At 61.4% G+C, this 19,457-nt stretch carries 16 protein-coding genes; 9 read left to right on the top strand and 7 right to left on the bottom strand.

Annotated elements, in window-relative coordinates:
* Positions 1-205 precede the first annotated feature (205 nt).
* The 7 genes from ACYZTL_RS10145 to ACYZTL_RS10115 all read right to left on the bottom strand — a co-directional run bounded on the left by ACYZTL_RS10145 (position 206) and on the right by ACYZTL_RS10115 (position 8,503).
* Positions 206-1,630 (bottom strand): gamma-aminobutyraldehyde dehydrogenase, encoded by a 1,425-nt coding sequence (locus ACYZTL_RS10145; protein WP_461951673.1) that lies wholly within the window; start codon positions 1,628-1,630, stop codon positions 206-208.
* Positions 1,631-1,809: 179 nt separating this feature from the next.
* Positions 1,810-2,619 carry an ABC transporter permease gene (locus ACYZTL_RS10140; RefSeq protein WP_461951672.1) on the bottom strand — a complete coding sequence of 270 codons (810 nt, stop codon included), beginning with the start codon at positions 2,617-2,619 and terminating at the stop codon, positions 1,810-1,812.
* Positions 2,609-3,556, bottom strand: a complete 948-nt coding sequence (locus tag ACYZTL_RS10135) for an ABC transporter permease (protein ID WP_461951671.1) — start codon at positions 3,554-3,556, stop codon at positions 2,609-2,611. Before ACYZTL_RS10135 ends, ACYZTL_RS10140 begins: the two co-directional genes overlap by 11 nt.
* 1 nt (position 3,557) lies before the next feature.
* Positions 3,558-4,595 (bottom strand): ABC transporter ATP-binding protein, encoded by a 1,038-nt coding sequence (locus ACYZTL_RS10130; RefSeq protein WP_461951670.1) that lies wholly within the window; start codon positions 4,593-4,595, stop codon positions 3,558-3,560.
* Between the two features lie 171 nt (positions 4,596-4,766).
* Positions 4,767-5,918, bottom strand: a complete 1,152-nt coding sequence (gene ydcS / locus ACYZTL_RS10125) for a putative ABC transporter substrate-binding protein YdcS (RefSeq protein ID WP_461951669.1) — start codon at positions 5,916-5,918, stop codon at positions 4,767-4,769.
* Positions 5,919-6,000: 82 nt separating this feature from the next.
* Positions 6,001-7,488 carry a gamma-aminobutyraldehyde dehydrogenase gene (locus ACYZTL_RS10120; protein WP_461951668.1) on the bottom strand — a complete coding sequence of 496 codons (1,488 nt, stop codon included), beginning with the start codon at positions 7,486-7,488 and terminating at the stop codon, positions 6,001-6,003.
* 100 nt (positions 7,489-7,588) lie between these two features.
* Positions 7,589-8,503, bottom strand: coding sequence for a LysR family transcriptional regulator (locus tag ACYZTL_RS10115; protein ID WP_223486575.1), 915 nt, complete (start codon positions 8,501-8,503; stop codon positions 7,589-7,591).
* A 187-nt stretch (positions 8,504-8,690) separates the two neighbouring features.
* On the opposite strand from ACYZTL_RS10115, the gene ACYZTL_RS10110 reads away from it, so the two are divergent.
* The 9 genes from ACYZTL_RS10110 to prfB all read left to right on the top strand — a co-directional run bounded on the left by ACYZTL_RS10110 (position 8,691) and on the right by prfB (position 19,361).
* The gene (locus ACYZTL_RS10110) at positions 8,691-9,413 is read left to right on the top strand and encodes a tellurite resistance TerB family protein (RefSeq protein ID WP_461951667.1); all 723 of its coding nucleotides are present in this window, start codon (positions 8,691-8,693) and stop codon (positions 9,411-9,413) included.
* A 125-nt stretch (positions 9,414-9,538) separates the two neighbouring features.
* The gene (locus ACYZTL_RS10105; RefSeq protein ID WP_461951666.1) at positions 9,539-11,161 is read left to right on the top strand and encodes a methyl-accepting chemotaxis protein; all 1,623 of its coding nucleotides are present in this window, start codon (positions 9,539-9,541) and stop codon (positions 11,159-11,161) included.
* Positions 11,161-11,697, top strand: a complete 537-nt coding sequence (locus tag ACYZTL_RS10100; protein ID WP_461951665.1) for a chemotaxis protein CheW — start codon at positions 11,161-11,163, stop codon at positions 11,695-11,697. The genes ACYZTL_RS10105 and ACYZTL_RS10100 overlap by 1 nt, the downstream gene beginning before the upstream one ends.
* A complete protein-coding gene (locus ACYZTL_RS10095; protein ID WP_461951664.1) occupies positions 11,694-12,956 on the top strand; it encodes a CheR family methyltransferase in 1,263 nt (420 codons plus the stop codon). The genes ACYZTL_RS10100 and ACYZTL_RS10095 overlap by 4 nt, the downstream gene beginning before the upstream one ends.
* A complete protein-coding gene (locus ACYZTL_RS10090; RefSeq protein WP_461951663.1) occupies positions 12,953-13,636 on the top strand; it encodes a chemotaxis protein CheW in 684 nt (227 codons plus the stop codon). The genes ACYZTL_RS10095 and ACYZTL_RS10090 overlap by 4 nt, the downstream gene beginning before the upstream one ends.
* Positions 13,633-15,945, top strand: coding sequence for a response regulator (locus tag ACYZTL_RS10085; RefSeq protein WP_461951662.1), 2,313 nt, complete (start codon positions 13,633-13,635; stop codon positions 15,943-15,945). Before ACYZTL_RS10090 ends, ACYZTL_RS10085 begins: the two co-directional genes overlap by 4 nt.
* On the top strand, positions 15,942-16,952 hold the full coding sequence (gene cheB, locus ACYZTL_RS10080; protein ID WP_461951661.1) for a chemotaxis-specific protein-glutamate methyltransferase CheB: 1,011 nt from the start codon (positions 15,942-15,944) through the stop codon (positions 16,950-16,952). The genes ACYZTL_RS10085 and cheB overlap by 4 nt, the downstream gene beginning before the upstream one ends.
* 48 nt (positions 16,953-17,000) lie before the next feature.
* On the top strand, positions 17,001-18,002 hold the full coding sequence (locus ACYZTL_RS10075; RefSeq protein ID WP_461951660.1) for a diguanylate cyclase domain-containing protein: 1,002 nt from the start codon (positions 17,001-17,003) through the stop codon (positions 18,000-18,002).
* A gap of 263 nt (positions 18,003-18,265) precedes the next feature.
* Positions 18,266-19,361, top strand: a protein-coding gene (prfB, locus tag ACYZTL_RS10070) for a peptide chain release factor 2 (RefSeq protein WP_139272976.1) whose coding sequence is annotated in 2 segments (ribosomal slippage) — positions 18,266-18,337 and positions 18,339-19,361 — 1,095 coding nt in all. Because the reading frame shifts where the segments join, the coding sequence is not laid out codon by codon here.
* Positions 19,362-19,457 lie beyond the last annotated feature (96 nt).

Here is a 19,457-nt window from a genome sequence, read left to right as displayed (position 1 = left end):
CAGATTTCGGATGTCCGAAACCGTGGCGGGGCCTTGATGGCGCTGCCCGGATCGGTGGTTATTGTTTTGTTTTGTGTTGAATCCTTGAGGTCAATCGCCGACATCGTCCGTGTGTCTGCCGAAAAGATCGCAGCCTGCGGCAGCTCCTACACAGGAACGGCGTACATCCTGTAGGAGCTGCCGAAGGCTGCGATCTTTTCGCTTTTTAATGCTTGAACATCACATGCCGCACAACGGTGTAATCCTCCAGCCCATACATCGACATGTCCTTCCCGTACCCGGACAATTTCTGACCGCCATGGGGCATTTCGCTGACCAGCATGAAGTGCGTGTTCACCCAAGTGCAGCCGTACTGCAAGCGCGCCGACAGGCGATGTGCGCGGCCGACGTCGGCGGTCCACACCGACGACGCCAGGCCATAGTCCGAATCGTTGGCCCAGCCGAGCACCTGCGCTTCATCGGTGAATTTGGTCACTGACACCACCGGCCCGAACACTTCGCGGCGCACGATCTCGTCGTCCTGCAGCGCGTCGGCCAGCACCGTCGGCTCGAAGAAGAAGCCATTGCCTTCAACCGTCTTGCCGCCAGTGATCAGGCGGATGTGTGGCTGCGCCACGGCGCGTTCGACAAACCCGGCCACGCGGTCGCGGTGTTGCGCGGTGATCAGCGGGCCGAGCTCGGTCGACGGATCATCCTGCACGCCGTACTTGATGCTGCTGACTGCCGCACCGAGCTTCTCGACGAATTTCTCGTAGATGCCTTCCTGCGCGTAGATGCGGCACGCGGCGGTGCAATCCTGGCCGGCGTTGTAGAAGCCGAAGGTGCGAATGCCTTCAACAGCGGCGTCGATGTCGGCGTCGTCGAAGATGATCACCGGGGCCTTGCCGCCCAGTTCCATGTGCATGCGTTTGACGCTGTCGGCGGTGCTGGAAATGATGTTCGAGCCGGTGGCGATGGAGCCGGTCAGCGACACCATGCGCACTTTCGGGTGGGTGACCAATGGACTGCCAACCGTAGGACCACGGCCAAACACCAGGTTGAGCACGCCGGCCGGGAAAATATCCGACGCCAGTTGCGCCAGACGCAACGCGGTCAGCGGGGTTTGTTCCGACGGCTTGAGCACCACGGTATTGCCGGCGGCGAGGGCCGGGGCGATTTTCCAGGCGACCATCATCAGCGGGTAGTTCCACGGCGCGATGGACGCGATCACGCCCACCGGGTCGCGGCGGATCATCGAGGTGTGCCCGGCCAGGTATTCACCGCCGGCCGAACCGCTCATGCAGCGACTGGCGCCGGCGAAGAAACGGAACACATCGGCAATCGCCGGGATCTCGTCGTTCAGCGCGGCGCTGTAGGGTTTGCCGCAGTTGTCGGATTCCAGTTTGGCCAGTTCTTCGCCGTGTGCTTCGATGGCGTCGGCGAGTTTCAGCAGCAACCGCGAGCGCTCTTTCGGCGGGGTGTGCGACCAGCTGTCGAACGCCGCATCGGCGGCGCGCACGGCGGCATCGACCTGGGCTTCGCTGGCTTCGTTGATTTCCACCAGCACACGACCGAGGGCCGGGTTGAACACCGGTTGGGCGGGGCCTTCGCCGTCGAGCAGTTGGCCGTTGATCAAGAGTTTGGTTTGCATGGCATTGTCCTCTTCGAATCTATTATTTTTCTCTGAAGGAACCGGCCCAAAAATGTGGGAGCGGGCTTGCTCGCGAATGCGGTGTGTCAGCCAGCATCAATGTTGAATGTTAAACCGCTTTCGCGAGCAAGCCCGCTCCCACATTTGATTCGGTTCCGACAGTAGCAATGAGTTGTCAGTTACTTCCCGCCACTGCCCGCAACGCTCTCACCACCACGGGTCAGGTAATAGGCGCCGAGAATCGGCAGCATGGTCACCATCATCACCAGCATCGCGACGACGTTGGTCACCGGCACGTCCCGCGGGCGGCTGAGCTGGTTGAGCAGCCACAACGGCAACGTGCGTTCATGGCCGGCGGTGAAGGTGGTGACGATGATTTCATCGAACGACAGCGCAAACGCGAGCATGCCGCCGGCCAGCAGCGCCGAGCCGAGGTTCGGCAGGACGATGTAGCGAAAGGTCTGCCAGCCATCGGCGCCGAGGTCCATCGAGGCTTCGATCAAACTGTGAGAGGTACGGCGCAAACGGGCGATGACGTTGTTGTAGACGATCACCACACAGAAGGTCGCGTGGCCGACGATGATGGTGAACATCCCCGGTTCGATCCCCAATGTTTTGAACGTCGCCAACAGCGCGATCCCGGTAATGATCCCCGGCAATGCGATGGGCAAAATCAGCATCAGCGAGATGCCTTGCTTGCCGAAGAAATCCCGCCGGTACAACGCCGCCGATGCCAGCGTGCCGAGGACCAGCGCAATCAGCGTCGCAACGGACGCGATCTGCAGCGACAGCTTGATCGCTTCCAGCACGTCCGGCCGCGAGAACGCCACGCCGATCCACTTCAGGGTGAAGCCCTTGGGCGGAAAGCTGAACGCTGCGTCTTCGGTGTTGAAGGCGTAGAGGAAGATGATCAGGATCGGGAAGTGCAGAAACACCAGCCCGCCCCAGGCTGCGATTTTCAGACCTAAAGAAGCTCGCTCAGAGTGCATCGAAGGCCCCCAGTCGTTTGACGATAGTCAGGTAAATGGCGATCAACACAATCGGCACCAGCGTGAAGGCCGCTGCCATCGGCATGTTGCCGATTGCGCCTTGCTGGGCGTACACCATGCTGCCGACGAAGTACCCCGGCGGGCCCACCAGTTGCGGCACGATGAAGTCGCCCAGGGTCAGCGAAAACGTGAAGATCGAACCGGCCGCGATGCCCGGAATCGACAGCGGCAGAATCACCTGCATAAAGGTCTGGCGCGGCTTGGCGCCCAAGTCGGCGGAGGCTTGCAGCAACGACGGCGGCAGGCGTTCAAGGGAGGCCTGAATCGGCAGAATCATGAACGGCAGCCAGATGTAGACGAACACCATGAAACGACCCAAATGCGAAGTCGACAACGTACTGCCACCCACGCCCGGAATGCCCAGCACGAGCTGCAAGACCGGCTCCAGTCCAAGGTGTTGAACGAACCACTGCGCCACGCCGCCCTTGGCCAGCAGCAACGTCCACGCATAGGCCTTGACGATGTAACTGGCCCACATCGGCATCATCACCGCGATGTAGAAAAACGCCTTGGTTTTGCCGGTGGTGTAGCGCGCCATGTAGTAGGCAATCGGGAACGCGACGATGGCGCTGGCGATCGACACCACGACGGCCATGCTCAGGGTGCGCAGGATGATGTCGAAATTCGCCGGCTGGAACAGCGCGGCGAAGTTTGCCAGGGTCAGGTCCGGTGTGACCGCCATGGTGAAGTCGTCGAAGGTGTAGAAGCCTTGCCACAACAACACCAGCAACGAACCAAGGTAAATCGCGCCGAACCACAGCAGCGGTGGCACCAGCAGCAGCGACAGGTAAAAGTTCGGCCGGCGATACAGCAGGTTGGAAAACCTGCGCAACGGCGAGCCGCTGGCCGGGGTTTGAGGGAGAGCCACGCTGGTCATCTCACACCCCGCCGGCAACGGTGTCGTGCAGCGGGATCATCGCTTCCCGCGCCCAGCGTGCGCTGATGCGTTGCCCGGTCTGGTGTTGGGCGCTGACGTCCAGCCATTGATTGTTGGCCTGGCTGATATTCAGGGTCTGGCCGTTTTCCAGTTTCAATTCATAGCGAGTGGCGCTGCCCTGGTACTGAATGTCGTGGAGCAAACCACTGACTTCGATCTCATGGCTGGCCAATGGTCCTTCGGAGAAACGCACGTGTTCCGGGCGAATCGAAAATGGCTGCGGATTGCCGCTCAGCTGCTGCGCCAGATCGCCGCGAATCACGTTGGAGGTGCCGACGAATTCCGCCACGAAAGTGGTCGCCGGTTTCATGTAGAGGTTGCGCGGCGTGTCGACCTGCTCGATGCGCCCCTTGTTGAACACGGCCACGCGGTCGGACATCGACAGCGCTTCGGTCTGATCGTGGGTGACGAAGATGAAGGTGATGCCGAGCTGACGTTGCAGCTTCTTCAGCTCGCTTTGCATTTGCTCGCGCAGCTTCAAATCGAGGGCGCCCAGCGGTTCGTCGAGCAGCAGCACCCGAGGGCGATTGACCAGGGCGCGAGCCAGGGCCACACGCTGGCGCTGACCGCCGGAGAGTTGCACAGGTTTGCGCTCGCCGTAGCCGCCGAGGGCAACCATGTCGAGGGCTTCTTCGGCGCGTTTGCGGCGTTCTGTTTTGCCGACGCCTTTGACTTTCAAACCGTAGGCCACGTTGTCGAGCACGTTCATGTGCGGGAACAACGCGTAATCCTGAAACACGGTGTTTACATCACGTTCATACGGCGGCAGCCCGGCGGCTTCGTTGCCGTGAATCCGGATGGAACCTGCACTCGGTTGTTCAAAACCGGCGATCAGGCGCAAACAGGTGGTTTTGCCCGAACCGGAAGGGCCCAGCATGGAAAAGAACTCGCCGTCCTGGATGTCGATGGAAACCCGGTCTACGGCTTTCACTTCGCCGAAAAGACGGGAAACGTTGGTGAACTGGACTGCAAGCGTCATGGTGCGGTGCTCCGAAAAGGCGCGCTTTCTAAAAATTTGAATCTGCTGTGGCGTCGAAAAGATCGCAGCCTGCGGCAGCTCCTACCGGGTTTGCATAGGGCGCCACATTTGCGGTGCATGCGGTCGGCGTAGGAGCTGCCGAAGGCTGCGATCTTTTGATCTTAAGAGGGCTTAACGACCGCCCATAATCGCGATGTAGTCCTGGGTCCAGCGGCTGTACGGCACGAATTTGCCGCCTTCAGCCTGCGGGGTTTTCCAGAAGGCGATCTTGTCGAACTGGTCGAAACCGTTGGTTTTGCAGCCTTCGGCGCCGAGCAGTTCGCTGTCCTTGCACCCCGCCGGAACCGACGGCAACGAACCGAACCAGGCGGCCAGGTCACCCTGGACTTTCGGTTGCAGCGAATGGTCCATCCACTTGTAAGCACAGTTCGGGTGCTTGGCGTCGGCGTGCAGCATGGTGGTGTCGGCCCAACCTGTTGCACCCTCTTTCGGAATGACCGAGGCCACCGGCTGCTTGTCCGCCACCAGGCCGTTGACCATGTAGCCCCAGCTACTGGTCGCCGCGACACCTTCGTTCTTGACGTCACTCATCTGCACGGTCGCGTCATGCCAGTAGCGGTGGATCAAAGGCTGCTGCTTGCGAAGCAGGTCCAGCGCGGCTTTGTATTGTTCTTCGTTGAGCTGGTACGGGTCCTTGATCCCCAGTTCCGGCCGTTTCGACTTGAGATAGAGCGCCGCATCGGCGATGTAGATCGGGCCGTCGTAAGCCTGAACCCGGCCCTTGTTGGACTTGCCGTCCGGCAGCTTCTGTTCCTCGAACACCACACCCCAGCTGTCCGGGGCGGTCTTGAAGACGTTGGTGTTGTACATCAACACGTTTGGACCCCACTGATACGGAGTGCCGAAAGTTTGTTTATTGACGACGTACCACGGGCCATCCTTGAGACGCGGATCGAGGTTCTTCCAGTTCGGAATCAACGCGGTGTTGATCGGCTGCACGCGCTTGCCGACGATCAACCGCAGCGACGCATCGCCCGACGCAGTCACCAGGTCGTAACCGCCCTTCGACATCAGGCTGACCATCTCATCGGAAGTAGCGGCCGTTTTGACGTTCACCTTGCAGCCGGTTTCCTTCTCGAAACCGGTCACCCAGTCGTAGGCCTTGTCGCTTTCGCCACGTTCGATGTAACCGGGCCAGGCGACGATGTCCAGCTGACCTTCGCCGGCACCGACGGCTTTCAGCGGTTCGGCGGCCTGGATGCTGGCGCTGGCCAACAGCGCGGTGGTGATTGCACTGAGCAGTGCGGTCTTGTGCACGAACATGGGAATTCCCTCTTCTTTAATTATGGTCGGGGCAGTTGTGAACGTGGTGAAGCATGCCGTTAGCGGCTTGTTATTAGCGTAGTCAGAGATGCTGTCCGTGGCGCGCCATGATGTGCCGCACCACGCTGTAGTCCTGAAGCGAATCGCTGGAGAGGTCTTTGCCGTAGCCTGAGCGCTTCAGGCCGCCATGGGGCATTTCGCTGACCAGCATGAAATGGCTGTTGATCCAGGTGCAGCCGTACTGCAGGCGCGCGGCGACTTGCATGGCTTTGTCGAGGTTCTGGGTCCAGACCGAAGACGCAAGGCCGTATTCCGAATCGTTGGCCCAGTCCACTGCTTGCTCGAGCCCGTCGAAGCGGGTCACGGTGACCACCGGCCCAAACACTTCGCGCTGGACGATTTCATCGCTCTGTTTGCAACCGGCCAGCAAGGTCGGCTGGTAGTAGAAACCGGCGCCGGAATGCACCGCCGCACCGGTCACCCGTTCAATGTGCGGCTGGCCGAGGGCGCGTTCGACGAAGCTGGCCACGCGGTCGCGCTGGCGGGTGCTGATCAGTGGGCCGATTTCGTTGTCGGCATCGCGTTTACCGGCGAAGCGCAGGCTGCTGACCGCCGCGCCGAGTTCGGCCACCAGTCGGTCATGAATCCCGGCCTGTGCATAAATCCGGCAGGCGGCGGTGCAATCCTGGCCGGCGTTGTAGTAACCGTAGGTGCGCACGCCTTCGACCACGGCCTGAATGTCCGCGTCGTTGCAGACGATCACCGGGGCCTTTCCGCCGAGTTCCAGGTGGGTGCGCTTCAGGGTTTTCGCTGCGGCCTGGAGGATTTTTTGCCCGGTGACGATATCGCCGGTCAACGACACCATGCGGATTTTCGGGTGACTGACCAGGTGGCTGCCCACGCCTTCACCGCCGCCGCAAATGATGTTGATCACGCCGCGCGGGAGGATCTCGGCCAGCGCTGGCGCCAGGGCCAGAATCGACAGCGGCGTGTGCTCGGACGGTTTGAACACCAGCGTGTTGCCGGCGGCCAGGGCAGGGGCGATTTTCCACGCGGCCATCATGATCGGGTAGTTCCAGGGCGCAATCGAGGCGACCACGCCAATCGGATCGCGACGGACCATGCTGGTGTAACCCGGCAGGTATTCACCGCTGAGCTGGCCGGTCTGGCAGCGCACGGCGCCGGCGAAGAAGCGGAACACGTCGACCGTCGCGCTCAAATCGTCCTGACGGGCCAGGTGCAAGGGCTTGCCACAGTTCAGGGATTCGAGGCGGGCGAGCATGTCGGCCTGTTTTTCGATGGCGTTGGCAATGTCCAGCAGCAGGTTCGAGCGCTGCTGCGGCGTGGTCCGCGACCAACTGGCGAACGCACGGTGGGCGGCGAGGATCGCGGCTTCGACTTGCTCGGTGCTGGCTTCGGCGATGTGCGTCAGCACCTCACCGGTGGCCGGGTTGAGGATCGGCTCGACAAAACCCTGACCCGCGACCAGTTCGCCATCGATTAGCAACGCGGTGAACAATGGGGTCTGCGCACCAGCCATTTTTCGGGTTCTCTTTTCTTGTGTGGCCATGCTGCTCCCTGTGACTGGGGCCCGGCCGTCTTATAGATGTACCAAGACTAGTGCCCGGACCCGAGGTCGACAAATACTAAATACTGAAGGTTGCGTTCGATTAAATAGATGGCTTGCGCCCACCGTGGGGTTGCTCGCGGGCGACGGTCAGGAACGGATCCACCAGCGCCGGGCGTGCCGTGCCCCGGCGCCAGGCCAGGCCGACGTCGAGGGTCTGGCTGAGGTCGGCAATCGGCCGCGCTTCGATGATGTCGCCCTCCAGTGACCATGGGCGATAGGTCATGTCCGGCTGGATCGAAACGCCCAGTCCGGCAGCGACCAGGCTTCGTACCGCTTCGGTCGAGGCGGTTCTAAGGGTGATGCGCGGCTGAAGCGACGCCGCCGACCACATGCGCTGGGCGTTGCGGTCCATTTCATCGACGTTCAGTTGAATCAAAGGCTCACGGGCGACGTCGGCGAGGTTGATGCTGTCGTGTTCCAGCAGCGGATGCTGGGCTGGCAGCCATAACCGATGGGGCGAGTGAGTGAGTACCTCCGTCTGCAACGCGTGGCGGTCTTCGAGGTTGGAGAGGATCAACACGCCGACATCGATCTCGCCGCTGACCAGCAGATGCTCGATATACGGGCGCTCGTCCTCCATCACGCGGAGCTCGACGTTGGGGTAGGCGCGTTGAAAACGGGTGAGCAAATCGGCGAGGTAGTAACCGGCGACGAGGCTGGTCACGCCGATGATCAATTGCCCGGCGACCTGGTCGGTGCTTTGTTGCAGGCTGCGCTTGGCGTTGTCCACTGTCGCCAGAATCAGGTGCGCCTGGCGTAGGAATTGATGGCCCTGGTGCGTAAGCGTCATGCCCTTGGCGTGACGGTTGAACAGCCCGACGCCGATTTCCTGCTCCAGTTGCTGGATGGCCAGGGTCAGTGTCGATTGGGAAATGAACGCGGTTTGCGCGGCGGCCGAGATCGAGCCGGTCTCGGCCACGGCGATGAAATGGCGGATCTGACGCAAAGTCATCATGAAGAATTACCCGGTGGGCGGTTTTTATAGATCCGCTTGAGTGTATATCTTTTTAATCGATGGCTTTGCGGGTGTTACAGGAGATGAGCAACATCTGGAAGCACTCTCCCCAGGAGGCGCTGGGCACTTTCGATCTAGGCTGGGGGCCTTAAGTGTCCGATTAAGCCCTTTCGTGGAGGCTGCAAGAATGAATACCCGTGGATTGCTCGATCAATTACTCAAATCCGGCCAGGACATGTTGCAAAACAAGGCCGGCGGCTCGCAGAGCAAGGCTTCCAGCGGTGGATTGGGCGGGTTGCTCGGCGGCAGTGGTGGTTCGGGTGGTCTCGGCAGCCTGCTTTCAGGCGCGGGCGGCGGTGCATTGGCGGCGGGCGCCATGGGCCTTTTGATCGGCAACAAGAAGGTTCGTAAGGTCGGCGGCAAAGTCGCCATCTACGGCGGCCTCGCGGCGCTGGGCGTCATTGCCTACAAGGCCTACGGCAACTGGCAGGCCCAGCAGGGCACGGCACCGAAGCACGAACCGCAAACCGTGGACCGCTTGCCGGCAGCCCAGGTCGAACAACACAGTCAGGCGATTCTCAAGGCGCTGGTGGCGGCGGCCAAGGCGGATGGTCATGTCGATGAGCGCGAGCGTGCGTTGATCGAGGGCGAGTTCACCAAACTCGACAATGACCGGGAGTTGCAACACTGGCTGCACGCCGAACTAAACAAACCGCTGGATCCGACTGACGTCGCCCGCGCCGCGAGCACGCCGGAAATGGCGGCTGAAATGTACATCGCCAGTGTGATGCTGGTGGATGAGGAGAACTTCATGGAGAAGTCCTACCTGGATGAACTCGCCCGCCAGCTGAAGCTGGAGCCGGGTTTGAAGGCGGAGCTGGAAAAACAGGTGCGCCAGGCTTCCATGTAAGCCTCTATACCGCCATTGCCATACGTTTCTGTCCGGAATGAGAAATGCTGCGCATCGTCTTACAAATGAAACACCGCCCTCGGTTATACTCCGCGGCATTTTGAAATGGCCCCCGAGGACTGACTGTGAAGAACTGGACGTTGCGCCAACGCATTTTGGCGAGCTTTGCGGTGATTATCGCCATCATGTTGCTGATGGTCGTCGTCTCGTATTCGCGGCTGCTGAAGATCGAGGAAAGCGAAGCCAGCGTTCGTGACGACGCGCTTCCCGGGGTGTATTACAGCTCGATGGTTCGTAGCGCCTGGGTCGACAGTTTTCTCCACACTCAGGAAATGTTGGGTTTGAAGGAAGGGCAGGGCTTCAGTGCCGAAGACGCGGCGGACTTCAAAAGCTATGAAGCACATGTTCAAGATGCAATGAAAAACTATCGCACCACCATCACCACGGACGAAGACAAGGTCGAATTCGCGGCCTTCGAAAAATATCATGAGGATTTTGGCAAGCTCCTGGCCGCGGTACTCGACTTGCATAAGCGCAATCAGGAAGCCGACGCCATCAAGTTGTTTAACGAACAACTGACCCCGGCGTGGACTGCGGGGCGCATGAAGCTCAATGACATCCTCCGTGAAAATAAAGTCGTGGCAGACCAGGGCATAGTGATCATCGATGACGCCGTGGTCACCGCGAAAGTCATCATGGGCATTTCCCTGCTGGTGGCGGTATTGGCCGCCGGCCTCTGCGGCCTGTTGCTGATGCGCGCGATCATGGCGCCGATGAACCGCATCGTGCAGATCCTCGAAATCATGCGCACCGGCGACCTCAGCGGTCGCTTGAACCTGGCGCGCAAGGACGAATTCGGCGCCGTGGAAACCGGCTTCAACGACATGATGACCGAGCTCACCTCGCTGGTGTCCCAGGCTCAGCGCTCGTCGGTGCAGGTCACCACGTCGGTCACCGAAATCGCCGCCACCTCCAAACAGCAGCAAGCCACCGCCACTGAAACCGCCGCCACCACCACCGAGATCGGCGCGACATCCCGGGAAATTGCCGCCACCTCGCGCGATCTGGTGCGCACCATGACCGAAGTGTCCACCGCTGCCGATCAGGCCTCGGTGGCTGCCGGTTCCGGGCAGCAGGGCCTGGCGCGGATGGAAGAGACCATGCACTCGGTGATGGGCGCCGCGGATCTGGTCAACGCCAAACTGGCGATCCTCAACGAGAAGGCCGGCAACATCAATCAGGTGGTGGTGACCATCGTCAAAGTGGCCGATCAGACCAACCTCTTGTCGTTGAACGCCGCCATCGAAGCCGAAAAAGCCGGTGAGTATGGCCGCGGGTTTGCCGTGGTCGCCACCGAAGTGCGGCGTCTGGCGGACCAGACGGCCGTGGCCACTTACGACATCGAACAGATGGTGCGCGAGATCCAGTCGGCGGTGTCGGCCGGGGTCATGGGCATGGACAAGTTCTCCGAAGAAGTGCGCCGCGGCATGTCTGAGGTGCAGCAGGTCGGCGAGCAGCTGTCGCAGATCATCCATCAGGTTCAGGCGCTCGCGCCGCGGGTGTTGATCGTCAACGAAGGCATGCAGGCCCAGGCCTCCGGTGCCGAACAGATCAACCACGCGCTGGTGCAGTTGGGCGATGCCAGCAGCCAGACCGTCGAGTCCCTGCGCCAGGCCAGTTTCGCCATCGACGAGCTGAGCCAGGTGGCCGTGGGGCTGCGTGGCGGCGTCTCGCGATTCAAAGTCTGATGAGCGAACTTGCTGTCAAACGCAGCGCGGCGATGCCGGCGAAACAGTCGTTGTTTCTGGTGTTTCGCATCGGCAGCGAGCGCTATGCCCTGCAAGCGATCGAGGTGGCGGAAGTGCTGCCGCGTCTGCCGTTGAAGCCGATTCCCCGCGCGCCGGATTGGGTCGCCGGGGTGTTTGCCTATCGCGGCGCGGTGGTGCCGGTGATTGACCTCAGTGCGCTGACGTTCGGTTTACCGGCTCAGGCCCGCACCAGCACGCGACTGGTACTGGTCAATTACCGTCCAGATGAAACCGTTGAAGCGCAGTTGCTCGGGCTGATCCTGGAGCAGGCTACCGACACGCTGCGCTGCGACCCGGCGGATTTTCAGCCTTATGGCCTGGACAATCGCCAGACGCCTTACCTCGGGCCTGTACGTGAAGATGCGCACGGCCTGCTGCAATGGGTGCGGGTCGCCGATCTGCTGGACGAGCAGGTTCGCGCGCTGCTGTTTCCATCACCGCCGCTGGATCTGGCGTTGCTTGAGGAGCGGCCATGAGCAGCGATCAGCGGTTTTTCGATTTTCTCAAGGAGCGCATCGGCCTCGACGTGACCTCGGTGGGCCCGGCGATCATTGAACGCGCGGTGCGCCAGCGCAGCACCGCGTCCCGGTCGCAAACGACCGACGACTATTGGCACACCTTGCAGGGCTCGCGGGATGAGCAGCAAGCGCTGATCGAAGCGGTGATCGTTCCCGAAACCTGGTTTTTCCGTTACCCGGAATCCTTTGCCACCCTGGCCAAACTGGCGACCAAACGCCTGGCCGACATCAACACCATGCGCGCGCTGCGAATCCTTAGCCTTCCGTGCTCCACCGGCGAAGAACCCTATTCCATCGCCATGGCATTACTGGATGCCGGATTCAAACCGCACCAGTTCAAAGTCGAAGGCATGGACGTCAGCCCGCTGTCGGTGGAAAAAGCCAAACGCGCGCGGTACGGCAAAAACTCGTTTCGTGGCCAGGACCTCGCGTTTCGTGAACGGTATTTCATCGTTGAAGACGATGGCTTTCGCCTCAGCGAGCGAGTACTGGAACAGGTGCGTTTGCAGGTCGGCAATCTGCTGGATCCGGCGTTGCTGGCCAGCGAACCACCGTTTGACTTTGTGTTCTGCCGCAACCTGCTGATCTATTTCGATCAGCCCACCCAGCAGCAAGTGTTCGAAGTGCTCAAGCGCCTGACCCACGTCGACGGTGTGCTGTTTATCGGTCCGGCCGAGGGCAGTTTGCTCGGGCGCATGGGGATGCGCTCGATTGGAATCCCTCAATCTTTCGCATTCAGTCGTCAGAGCGCGCCTGAACCTGCTCCAGCCTTTGTGGCGACCCCGCAGCCGACGCGTCAGCCGGTGCGCAGCGTGACGCCACCGCCCGTGCGCCCGCGGCCTTTCGCAACCGTGACGCCGCTGCCGGTGGCGACCAAAGCTGCCAACCCAGACGCCGCGACGTTGCTGGCAAACATCGCCGCACTGGCCAACGCAGGCAAAAGCGCTGATGCCCGTGCGGCGTGCGAAAGCTATTTGCGCAACCACGAACCGGTGGCCCAGGTGTTTTACTGGCTGGGACTGCTCAGCGATGTCGCCGGCAGTGCCCTCGAAGCCCAGGGGTTTTATCGCAAGGCGTTGTACCTCGAACCGCAACATCCCGACGCGTTGATGCACCTGGCGGCCTTGCTGCAATCCCAGGGCGATACGGCGGGCGCCCGACGATTGCAGGACCGCGCCGCCCGCAGCGAGCGCGCAGACAGTGAGCGCAAACGATGAACGCCGCCGACACCTTTAGCCTCACCCATGAAGATGCCCAGGCCATCGACGATTGCTGGAATCGCATCGGTATCCACGGCGACAAGTCCTGCCCGCTGCTGAGCGAACACATTCACTGCCGCAATTGCGCGGTGTACTCGGCCGCCGCTACGCGTTTGCTTGACCGCTACGCGTTGCAGCAGAAAGACCGCGGACAAGTCTCGGTCGCGGTCGAGAGCGATGTGAAAACCCGCTCGCTGTTGATGTTCCGCCTCGGCGAAGAATGGCTGGGCCTGACCACCCGCAGTCTGGTGGAAGTGGGGCCGCTGCAAGCCATTCATTCCCTGCCGCACCAGCGCTCGCGGGCTTTGCTCGGCGTGGCGAACGTGCGCGGCGCGTTGGTGGCGTGCCTCTCGCTGGTTGAACTGCTGGGACTGGACGCCACCAGCAGCGTGGCGTCTGGCGCGCGCGTGATGCCGCGGATGCTGATCATCGCCGCCCACGGTGGGCCGGTGGTGGTGCCGGTGGACGAAGTCGACGGCATCCATGCCATCGATGAGCGCACCCTCGACGCGGCGTCCCGGTCCGGCAGCCAGGCCAGCGCCAAATACACCCGTGGCGTGTTGCAATTCAAAGGTCGCAGCCTGCGTTGGCTGGATGAAGAACAGCTGTTGTCCGCCGTGACCCGGAGCCTCACATGACCCCCGAGCAAATGCGCGACGCCTCTTTGCTGGAACTGTTCAGCCTGGAAGCAGAGGCCCAGACCCTGGTGCTGAGCGCCGGTCTGCTGGCGCTTGAGCGCGATCCGACCCAAGCCGCTCACCTCGAATCGTGCATGCGCGCGGCCCACTCGCTCAAGGGCGCGGCGCGAATTGTCGGCGTCGATGCCGGGGTCAGCGTCGCCCATGTGATGGAAGATTGCTTGGTCAGTGCGCAGGAAGGGCGCTTGTATCTGCGGCCCGAACATATCGACGCCTTGCTGCAAGGCACCGATTTGCTGATGCGCATCGCGACGCCGAACAACGGGCCGACGCCAGCGGATATTGAAGCCTACGTGGCGCTGATGGCGCGTTTGCTGGACCCGTTGGCACTCGCCGCGCCGATCAGCACGCCGATTGCGCCGCTCATGACCGAGCCAGAAGTCCCCATCGTCGAACTGCTCATTGCGGAAATCGAGCCGGTCGTCGTCGCCCCCGAAGCTCCGGAAGCGCCGGCTGCAGATACCGCGCTACTGCGAAAAACCAAACGAACCACCGAAAACGGCGAACGTGTCCTGCGGGTCACGGCCGAACGCCTGAACAGCCTGCTCGACCTGTCGAGCAAATCCCTGGTGGAAACCCTGCGGCTCAAACCACACCTGGCCACGATGCAGCGTTTGAAGCGCATGCAGAACAACGGCCTGCGGGCGCTGGAAAACCTCAACGTCCACCTCAAAGAGCAGACCTTGAGCCTGGAAGCCCGGGAAGCCCTCGACGATGCGCGTCGGTTGCTGGCCGAATCCCAGCAATTGCTGGTGGAAAAAAACGCCGAACTGGATGAATTCGCCTGGCACGCCAGTCAGCGCGCGCAAGTCTTGTACGACACGGCGCTGGCCTGTCGCATGCGGCCGTTTGCCGATGTGCTGACCGGGCAAGTGCGCATGGTCCGCGACCTGGGTCGCAGCCTCGGCAAACAGGTAAGGCTGGAGATCGAGGGCGAGAAAACCCAGGTCGACCGCGACGTTCTGGAAAAACTCGAAGCGCCGTTGACGCACCTGCTGCGCAACGCTGTCGATCACGGTATCGAATCCCCGGAGCAGCGACTGCTGGCCGGTAAACCGGAAGAAGGTTTGATCCGCCTGCGCGCGACCCATCAGGCCGGTCTGCTGGTGCTGGAACTGAGCGATGACGGCAATGGCGTCGACCTGGAGAAGGTCCGCCGCAGCATCGTCGAGCGGCAGTTATCCCCAGCCGAAACCGCCGCCCAGTTGAGCGAAGAAGAGCTGCTGACGTTCCTGTTTCTGCCGGGTTTCAGCCTGCGTGACACAGTCACCGAAGTTTCCGGGCGCGGTGTGGGGCTGGATGCGGTTCAGCACATGGTCCGTCAGTTGCGCGGTTCCGTGGTGCTGGAGCAAACGGCGGGGGCGGGCAGTCGTTTCCATCTTGAAGTACCGCTGACGCTGTCGGTGGTGCGCAGCCTGGTGGTGGAAGTCGGCGACGAGGCGTATGCGTTTCCGCTGGCTCACATCGAGCGCATGTGCGACCTGGAGCCGGCGGACATCGTGCAGGTCGAGGGCCGTCAGCACTTCTGGTACGAAGGCCGGCACGTCGGATTGGTCGCTGCGAGCCAATTGCTCCAGCGCCCGGCGAGTCAGAACAGTCAGCAAACCCTCAAAGTCGTGGTCATCCGCGAGCGTGAGGCGATCTACGGCGTCGCGGTCGGGCGGTTTATCGGCGAGCGTACGCTGGTGGTTCTGCCGCTGGATGAGCGTCTGGGCAAAGTACAGGACATCTCCGCCGGCGCCTTGCTCGACGACGGTTCGGTGGTGCTGATCGTCGACGTCGAAGACATGCTGCGTTCGGTGGATAAACTGCTCAATACCGGTCGCCTGGAACGTATTGCCCGCCACAGCAATCAGGCGGCCGAAGCGGCGCCTAAACGGGTCCTGGTGGTCGACGATTCGCTGACTGTCCGCGAGTTGCAACGCAAGCTGCTGCTCAATCGCGGCTACGACGTGGCCGTGGCGGTGGATGGCATGGATGGCTGGAATGCCCTGCGTTCGGAGGATTTCGATCTGCTGATTACCGACATCGATATGCCGCGCATGGACGGCATCGAACTGGTGTCTTTATTGCGCCAGGACAATCGATTGCAATCGCTACCGGTTATGGTGGTGTCCTACAAGGACCGGGAAGAGGACCGTCGTCGTGGACTGGACGCCGGGGCCGATTATTATCTAGCCAAGGCCAGTTTTCATGACGACGCCCTGCTTGATGCGGTGGTTGAGCTTATCGGAGGAGCGCGGGCATGAAAATTGCCATCGTCAACGACATGCCCATGGCGGTAGAGGCGTTGCGCCGCGCCTTGGCATTGGAGCCGGCGCACGAGGTAATCTGGGTCGCCAGCAATGGGGCCGAGGCGGTGCAGCGTTGTGTGGAAAACACCCCGGACTTGATCCTGATGGACCTAATCATGCCGGTAATGGACGGCGTCGAGGCGACTCGGCGGATCATGGCCGAAACGCCGTGCGCCATTGTGATTGTCACGGTGGACCGCCAGCAGAATGTGCACCGGGTGTTCGAGGCCATGGGGCATGGGGCTCTGGACGTGGTCGATACGCCGGCGATCGGTGCCGGCAATGCGCAGGAAGCGGCGGCGCCGCTACTGCGCAAGATACTGAACATCGGCTTGCTGATCGGCGACAAGGGCAATCGGGTGCGACCCGCGCCGAGTTCGTTGCGCAATTCGGATTCCCGACAAAAACTGATCGCCATCGGTTCGTCCGCCGGCGGGCCGGCAGCACTGGAAGTACTGCTCAAGGGGCTGCCCCGGGATTTCTCGGCCGCTATCGTGCTGGTGCAGCACGTCGACCAGGTGTTCGCCGCCGGCATGGCCGAGTGGCTCAGCAGCGCCAGCGGTCTGAACGTGCGCCTGGCCCAGGAAGGCGAGCCACCGCAGGTCGGCGCCGTGCTGCTGGCTGGCACCAACCACCATATTCGCTTATTGAAAAACGGCACGCTGGCCTATACCACCGAACCGGTCAACGAGATCTACCGGCCCTCGATCGATGTGTTCTTCGAGAGTGTGGCCAATTACTGGAATGGCGATGCCGTGGGTGTTTTGCTCACTGGCATGGGGCGCGATGGCGCGCAGGGGCTTAAACTCATGCGTCAACAGGGCTACTTGACCATCGCGCAGGACCAACAAAGCAGCGCGGTGTATGGCATGCCGAAAGCGGCAGTGGCCATCGACGCGGCTGTAGAGATTCGCCCGCTGCACAAGATAGCGCCACGATTGCTGGAGATTCTCGTCAAATGACAACGCTTAGTAGCAATCCTGGTCCAGGCAGCACTCAGGTGACCGCACATGAATGACTTACAGCTCGACGACTTCAAAACCGACGAAGACGCCGCCATGGTGTTGTTGGTGGACGATCAGGCGATGATCGGCGAGGCGGTGCGCCGCGGGTTGTCGAATGAAGTAAACATCGACTTCCACTTCTGCGCCGACCCGCATCAGGCCATCGCCCACGCGGTGCGTATCAAGCCGACGGTGATCCTTCAGGATCTGGTCATGCCCGGCCTCGACGGCCTGAGTCTGGTGCGTGAATACCGCAATCACCCGGCCACCAAGGACATTCCGATCATTGTGCTGTCGACCAAGGAAGACGCGCTGATCAAAAGCGCGGCGTTCGCGGCCGGAGCCAATGATTACCTGGTCAAACTGCCGGACAACATCGAACTGGTGGCGCGCATCCGTTATCACTCGCGCTCCTACATGACCCTGCTGCAGCGCGATGCGGCCTATCGCGCGTTGCGGGTCAGCCAGCAGCAATTGCTCGACACCAACCTGGTGCTGCAACGGTTGATGAATTCCGACGGCCTGACCGGGCTGTCGAACCGTCGTCACTTCGACGAATACCTGGAGCTGGAGTGGCGGCGTTCGATGCGTGACCGGACCCAACTGTCGCTGTTGATGATCGATGTCGACTACTTCAAGTCCTTCAATGACAGTTTCGGCCACCTCGAAGGCGACGAAGCCCTGCGCAAGGTCGCTACAGCCATCCGTGACGTCAGCGCCCGGCCTTCGGATTTGCCGGCCCGTTACGGCGGCGAAGAGTTCGTCCTGGTCCTGCCTAATACCTCGCCGGTCGGTGCGCGGCTGGTGGCGGAAAAACTGCGCCAGACCGTGGCCGGGTTGAGGATTCCGCACATTTTCCCGATCGAAGGTTCAAGCCTGACCATCAGCATTGGCCTGTCGACCATGATCCCGCAGCCGGGGAGCGATAGCCGGCAATTGATCCTGGCGGCGGACAAGGGGCTGTACCTGGCGAAGAACAATGGGCGTAATCAGGTGGGGATTGAGTAACCCGCTGAAACACGATGCCCTGTAGGAGCTGCCGAAGGCTGCGATCTTTTGATGTTGCTTTATAGGCGAAAATCAAAAGATCGCAGCCTTCGGCAGCTCCTACAGTTCGGAGCGCGGGCTTGGCAGCTGCTACAAGCGTCAGCCTCTCCATAGCGTTCAGCCAAAAACCATTCGCCGCTAAAGCCGCCAGGCGGGCTGCCGTGACAGTCTGATTACGTTATACTCGCCGGCTTTCAAAAGTTCGCCAACGAGTGCTGCCCGCCATGGAAATCAACCCGATCCTTAACAGTATCAAGGACCTGTCCGAGCGCTCCGAAACTATTCGGGGGTATCTTTGACTACGATCAAAAGCATGAGCGTCTGACTGAAGTCAATCGCGAGCTTGAAGATCCGTCTGTCTGGAACAACCCGTCGTACGCTCAGGAACTGGGCCGCGAGCGGTCCCTGCTGGCGCAGATCGTCGAAACCCTCGACGAAATGCACACCGGCCTGGCCGACGCCAAAGACCTGCTGCTGATGTCCGCAGAGGAAGAAGACCAGGCCGCCGTCGATGACGTTGCCGCCGAAGTCGAGCGTCTGCGCGAGTCCCTGGAAAAGCTCGAATTCCGTCGCATGTTCAGCGGTGAAATGGACGCCAACAACGCCTACCTGGACATCCAGGCCGGCTCCGGCGGCACCGAGGCCCAGGACTGGGCCAACATCCTGCTGCGCATGTACCTGCGCTGGGCTGACAAACGCGGTTTCGACGCGACCATCATGGAGCTGTCGGCCGGTGAAGTCGCCGGGATCAAGGGCGCCACCGTGCACATCAAGGGCGAATACGCCTTTGGCTGGCTGCGTACCGAAATCGGCGTGCACCGTCTGGTGCGCAAGAGCCCATACGACTCCGGCAACCGCCGTCACACCTCGTTCTCGGCCGTGTTCGTGTCGCCGGAAATCGATGACAACATCGAAATCGACATCAACCCGTCGGACCTGCGCATCGACACCTACCGCTCCTCCGGTGCCGGTGGTCAGCACGTAAACACCACCGACTCGGCCGTACGTATCACCCACGTACCGACCAATACCGTGGTCAGCTGCCAGAACGAACGCTCCCAGCACGCCAACAAAGACACCGCGATGAAAATGTTGCGGGCGCGCTTGTACGAGCAGGAAGTGCAGAAACGCAACGCCGCCTCGCAAGCCCTGGAAGAGACCAAGTCGGACATCGGCTGGGGTCACCAGATTCGCTCCTACGTGCTCGATGCGTCGCGAATCAAGGATTTGCGCACCAACATCGAACGCAGCGACTGCGACAAGGTGCTCGACGGCGACATCGACGAATACCTGGTGGCGAGCCTGAAACAAGGCCTGTAAGACATGCAATACAGGATCGGCTGACACAGCGATCCTTGTGGGAGCGGGCTTGCCCGCGATCCCCAGCCGAAGGCTGGGGGCAACGAACCTGTGATG

Source organism: Pseudomonas sp. LB3P81, from assembly GCF_054897965.1.
This window is presented reverse-complemented; position numbering and strand designations above follow the sequence as displayed.

Coding starts and splice junctions, on each gene's coding strand:
- ACYZTL_RS10120 (WP_461951668.1), bottom strand. CDS start 7,488: ATGGCCACACAAGAAAAGAGAACCCGAAAAATGGCTGGTGCGCAGACC.
- ACYZTL_RS10075 (WP_461951660.1), top strand. CDS start 17,001: ATGAATGACTTACAGCTCGACGACTTCAAAACCGACGAAGACGCCGCC.
- ACYZTL_RS10095 (WP_461951664.1), top strand. CDS start 11,694: ATGAGCAGCGATCAGCGGTTTTTCGATTTTCTCAAGGAGCGCATCGGC.
- ACYZTL_RS10115 (WP_223486575.1), bottom strand. CDS start 8,503: ATGATGACTTTGCGTCAGATCCGCCATTTCATCGCCGTGGCCGAGACC.
- ACYZTL_RS10145 (WP_461951673.1), bottom strand. CDS start 1,630: ATGCAAACCAAACTCTTGATCAACGGCCAACTGCTCGACGGCGAAGGC.
- ACYZTL_RS10130 (WP_461951670.1), bottom strand. CDS start 4,595: ATGACGCTTGCAGTCCAGTTCACCAACGTTTCCCGTCTTTTCGGCGAA.
- ACYZTL_RS10110 (WP_461951667.1), top strand. CDS start 8,691: ATGAATACCCGTGGATTGCTCGATCAATTACTCAAATCCGGCCAGGAC.
- ACYZTL_RS10135 (WP_461951671.1), bottom strand. CDS start 3,556: ATGACCAGCGTGGCTCTCCCTCAAACCCCGGCCAGCGGCTCGCCGTTG.
- cheB (WP_461951661.1), top strand. CDS start 15,942: ATGAAAATTGCCATCGTCAACGACATGCCCATGGCGGTAGAGGCGTTG.
- ACYZTL_RS10090 (WP_461951663.1), top strand. CDS start 12,953: ATGAACGCCGCCGACACCTTTAGCCTCACCCATGAAGATGCCCAGGCC.
- ydcS (WP_461951669.1), bottom strand. CDS start 5,918: ATGTTCGTGCACAAGACCGCACTGCTCAGTGCAATCACCACCGCGCTG.
- ACYZTL_RS10100 (WP_461951665.1), top strand. CDS start 11,161: ATGAGCGAACTTGCTGTCAAACGCAGCGCGGCGATGCCGGCGAAACAG.
- ACYZTL_RS10085 (WP_461951662.1), top strand. CDS start 13,633: ATGACCCCCGAGCAAATGCGCGACGCCTCTTTGCTGGAACTGTTCAGC.
- ACYZTL_RS10140 (WP_461951672.1), bottom strand. CDS start 2,619: ATGCACTCTGAGCGAGCTTCTTTAGGTCTGAAAATCGCAGCCTGGGGC.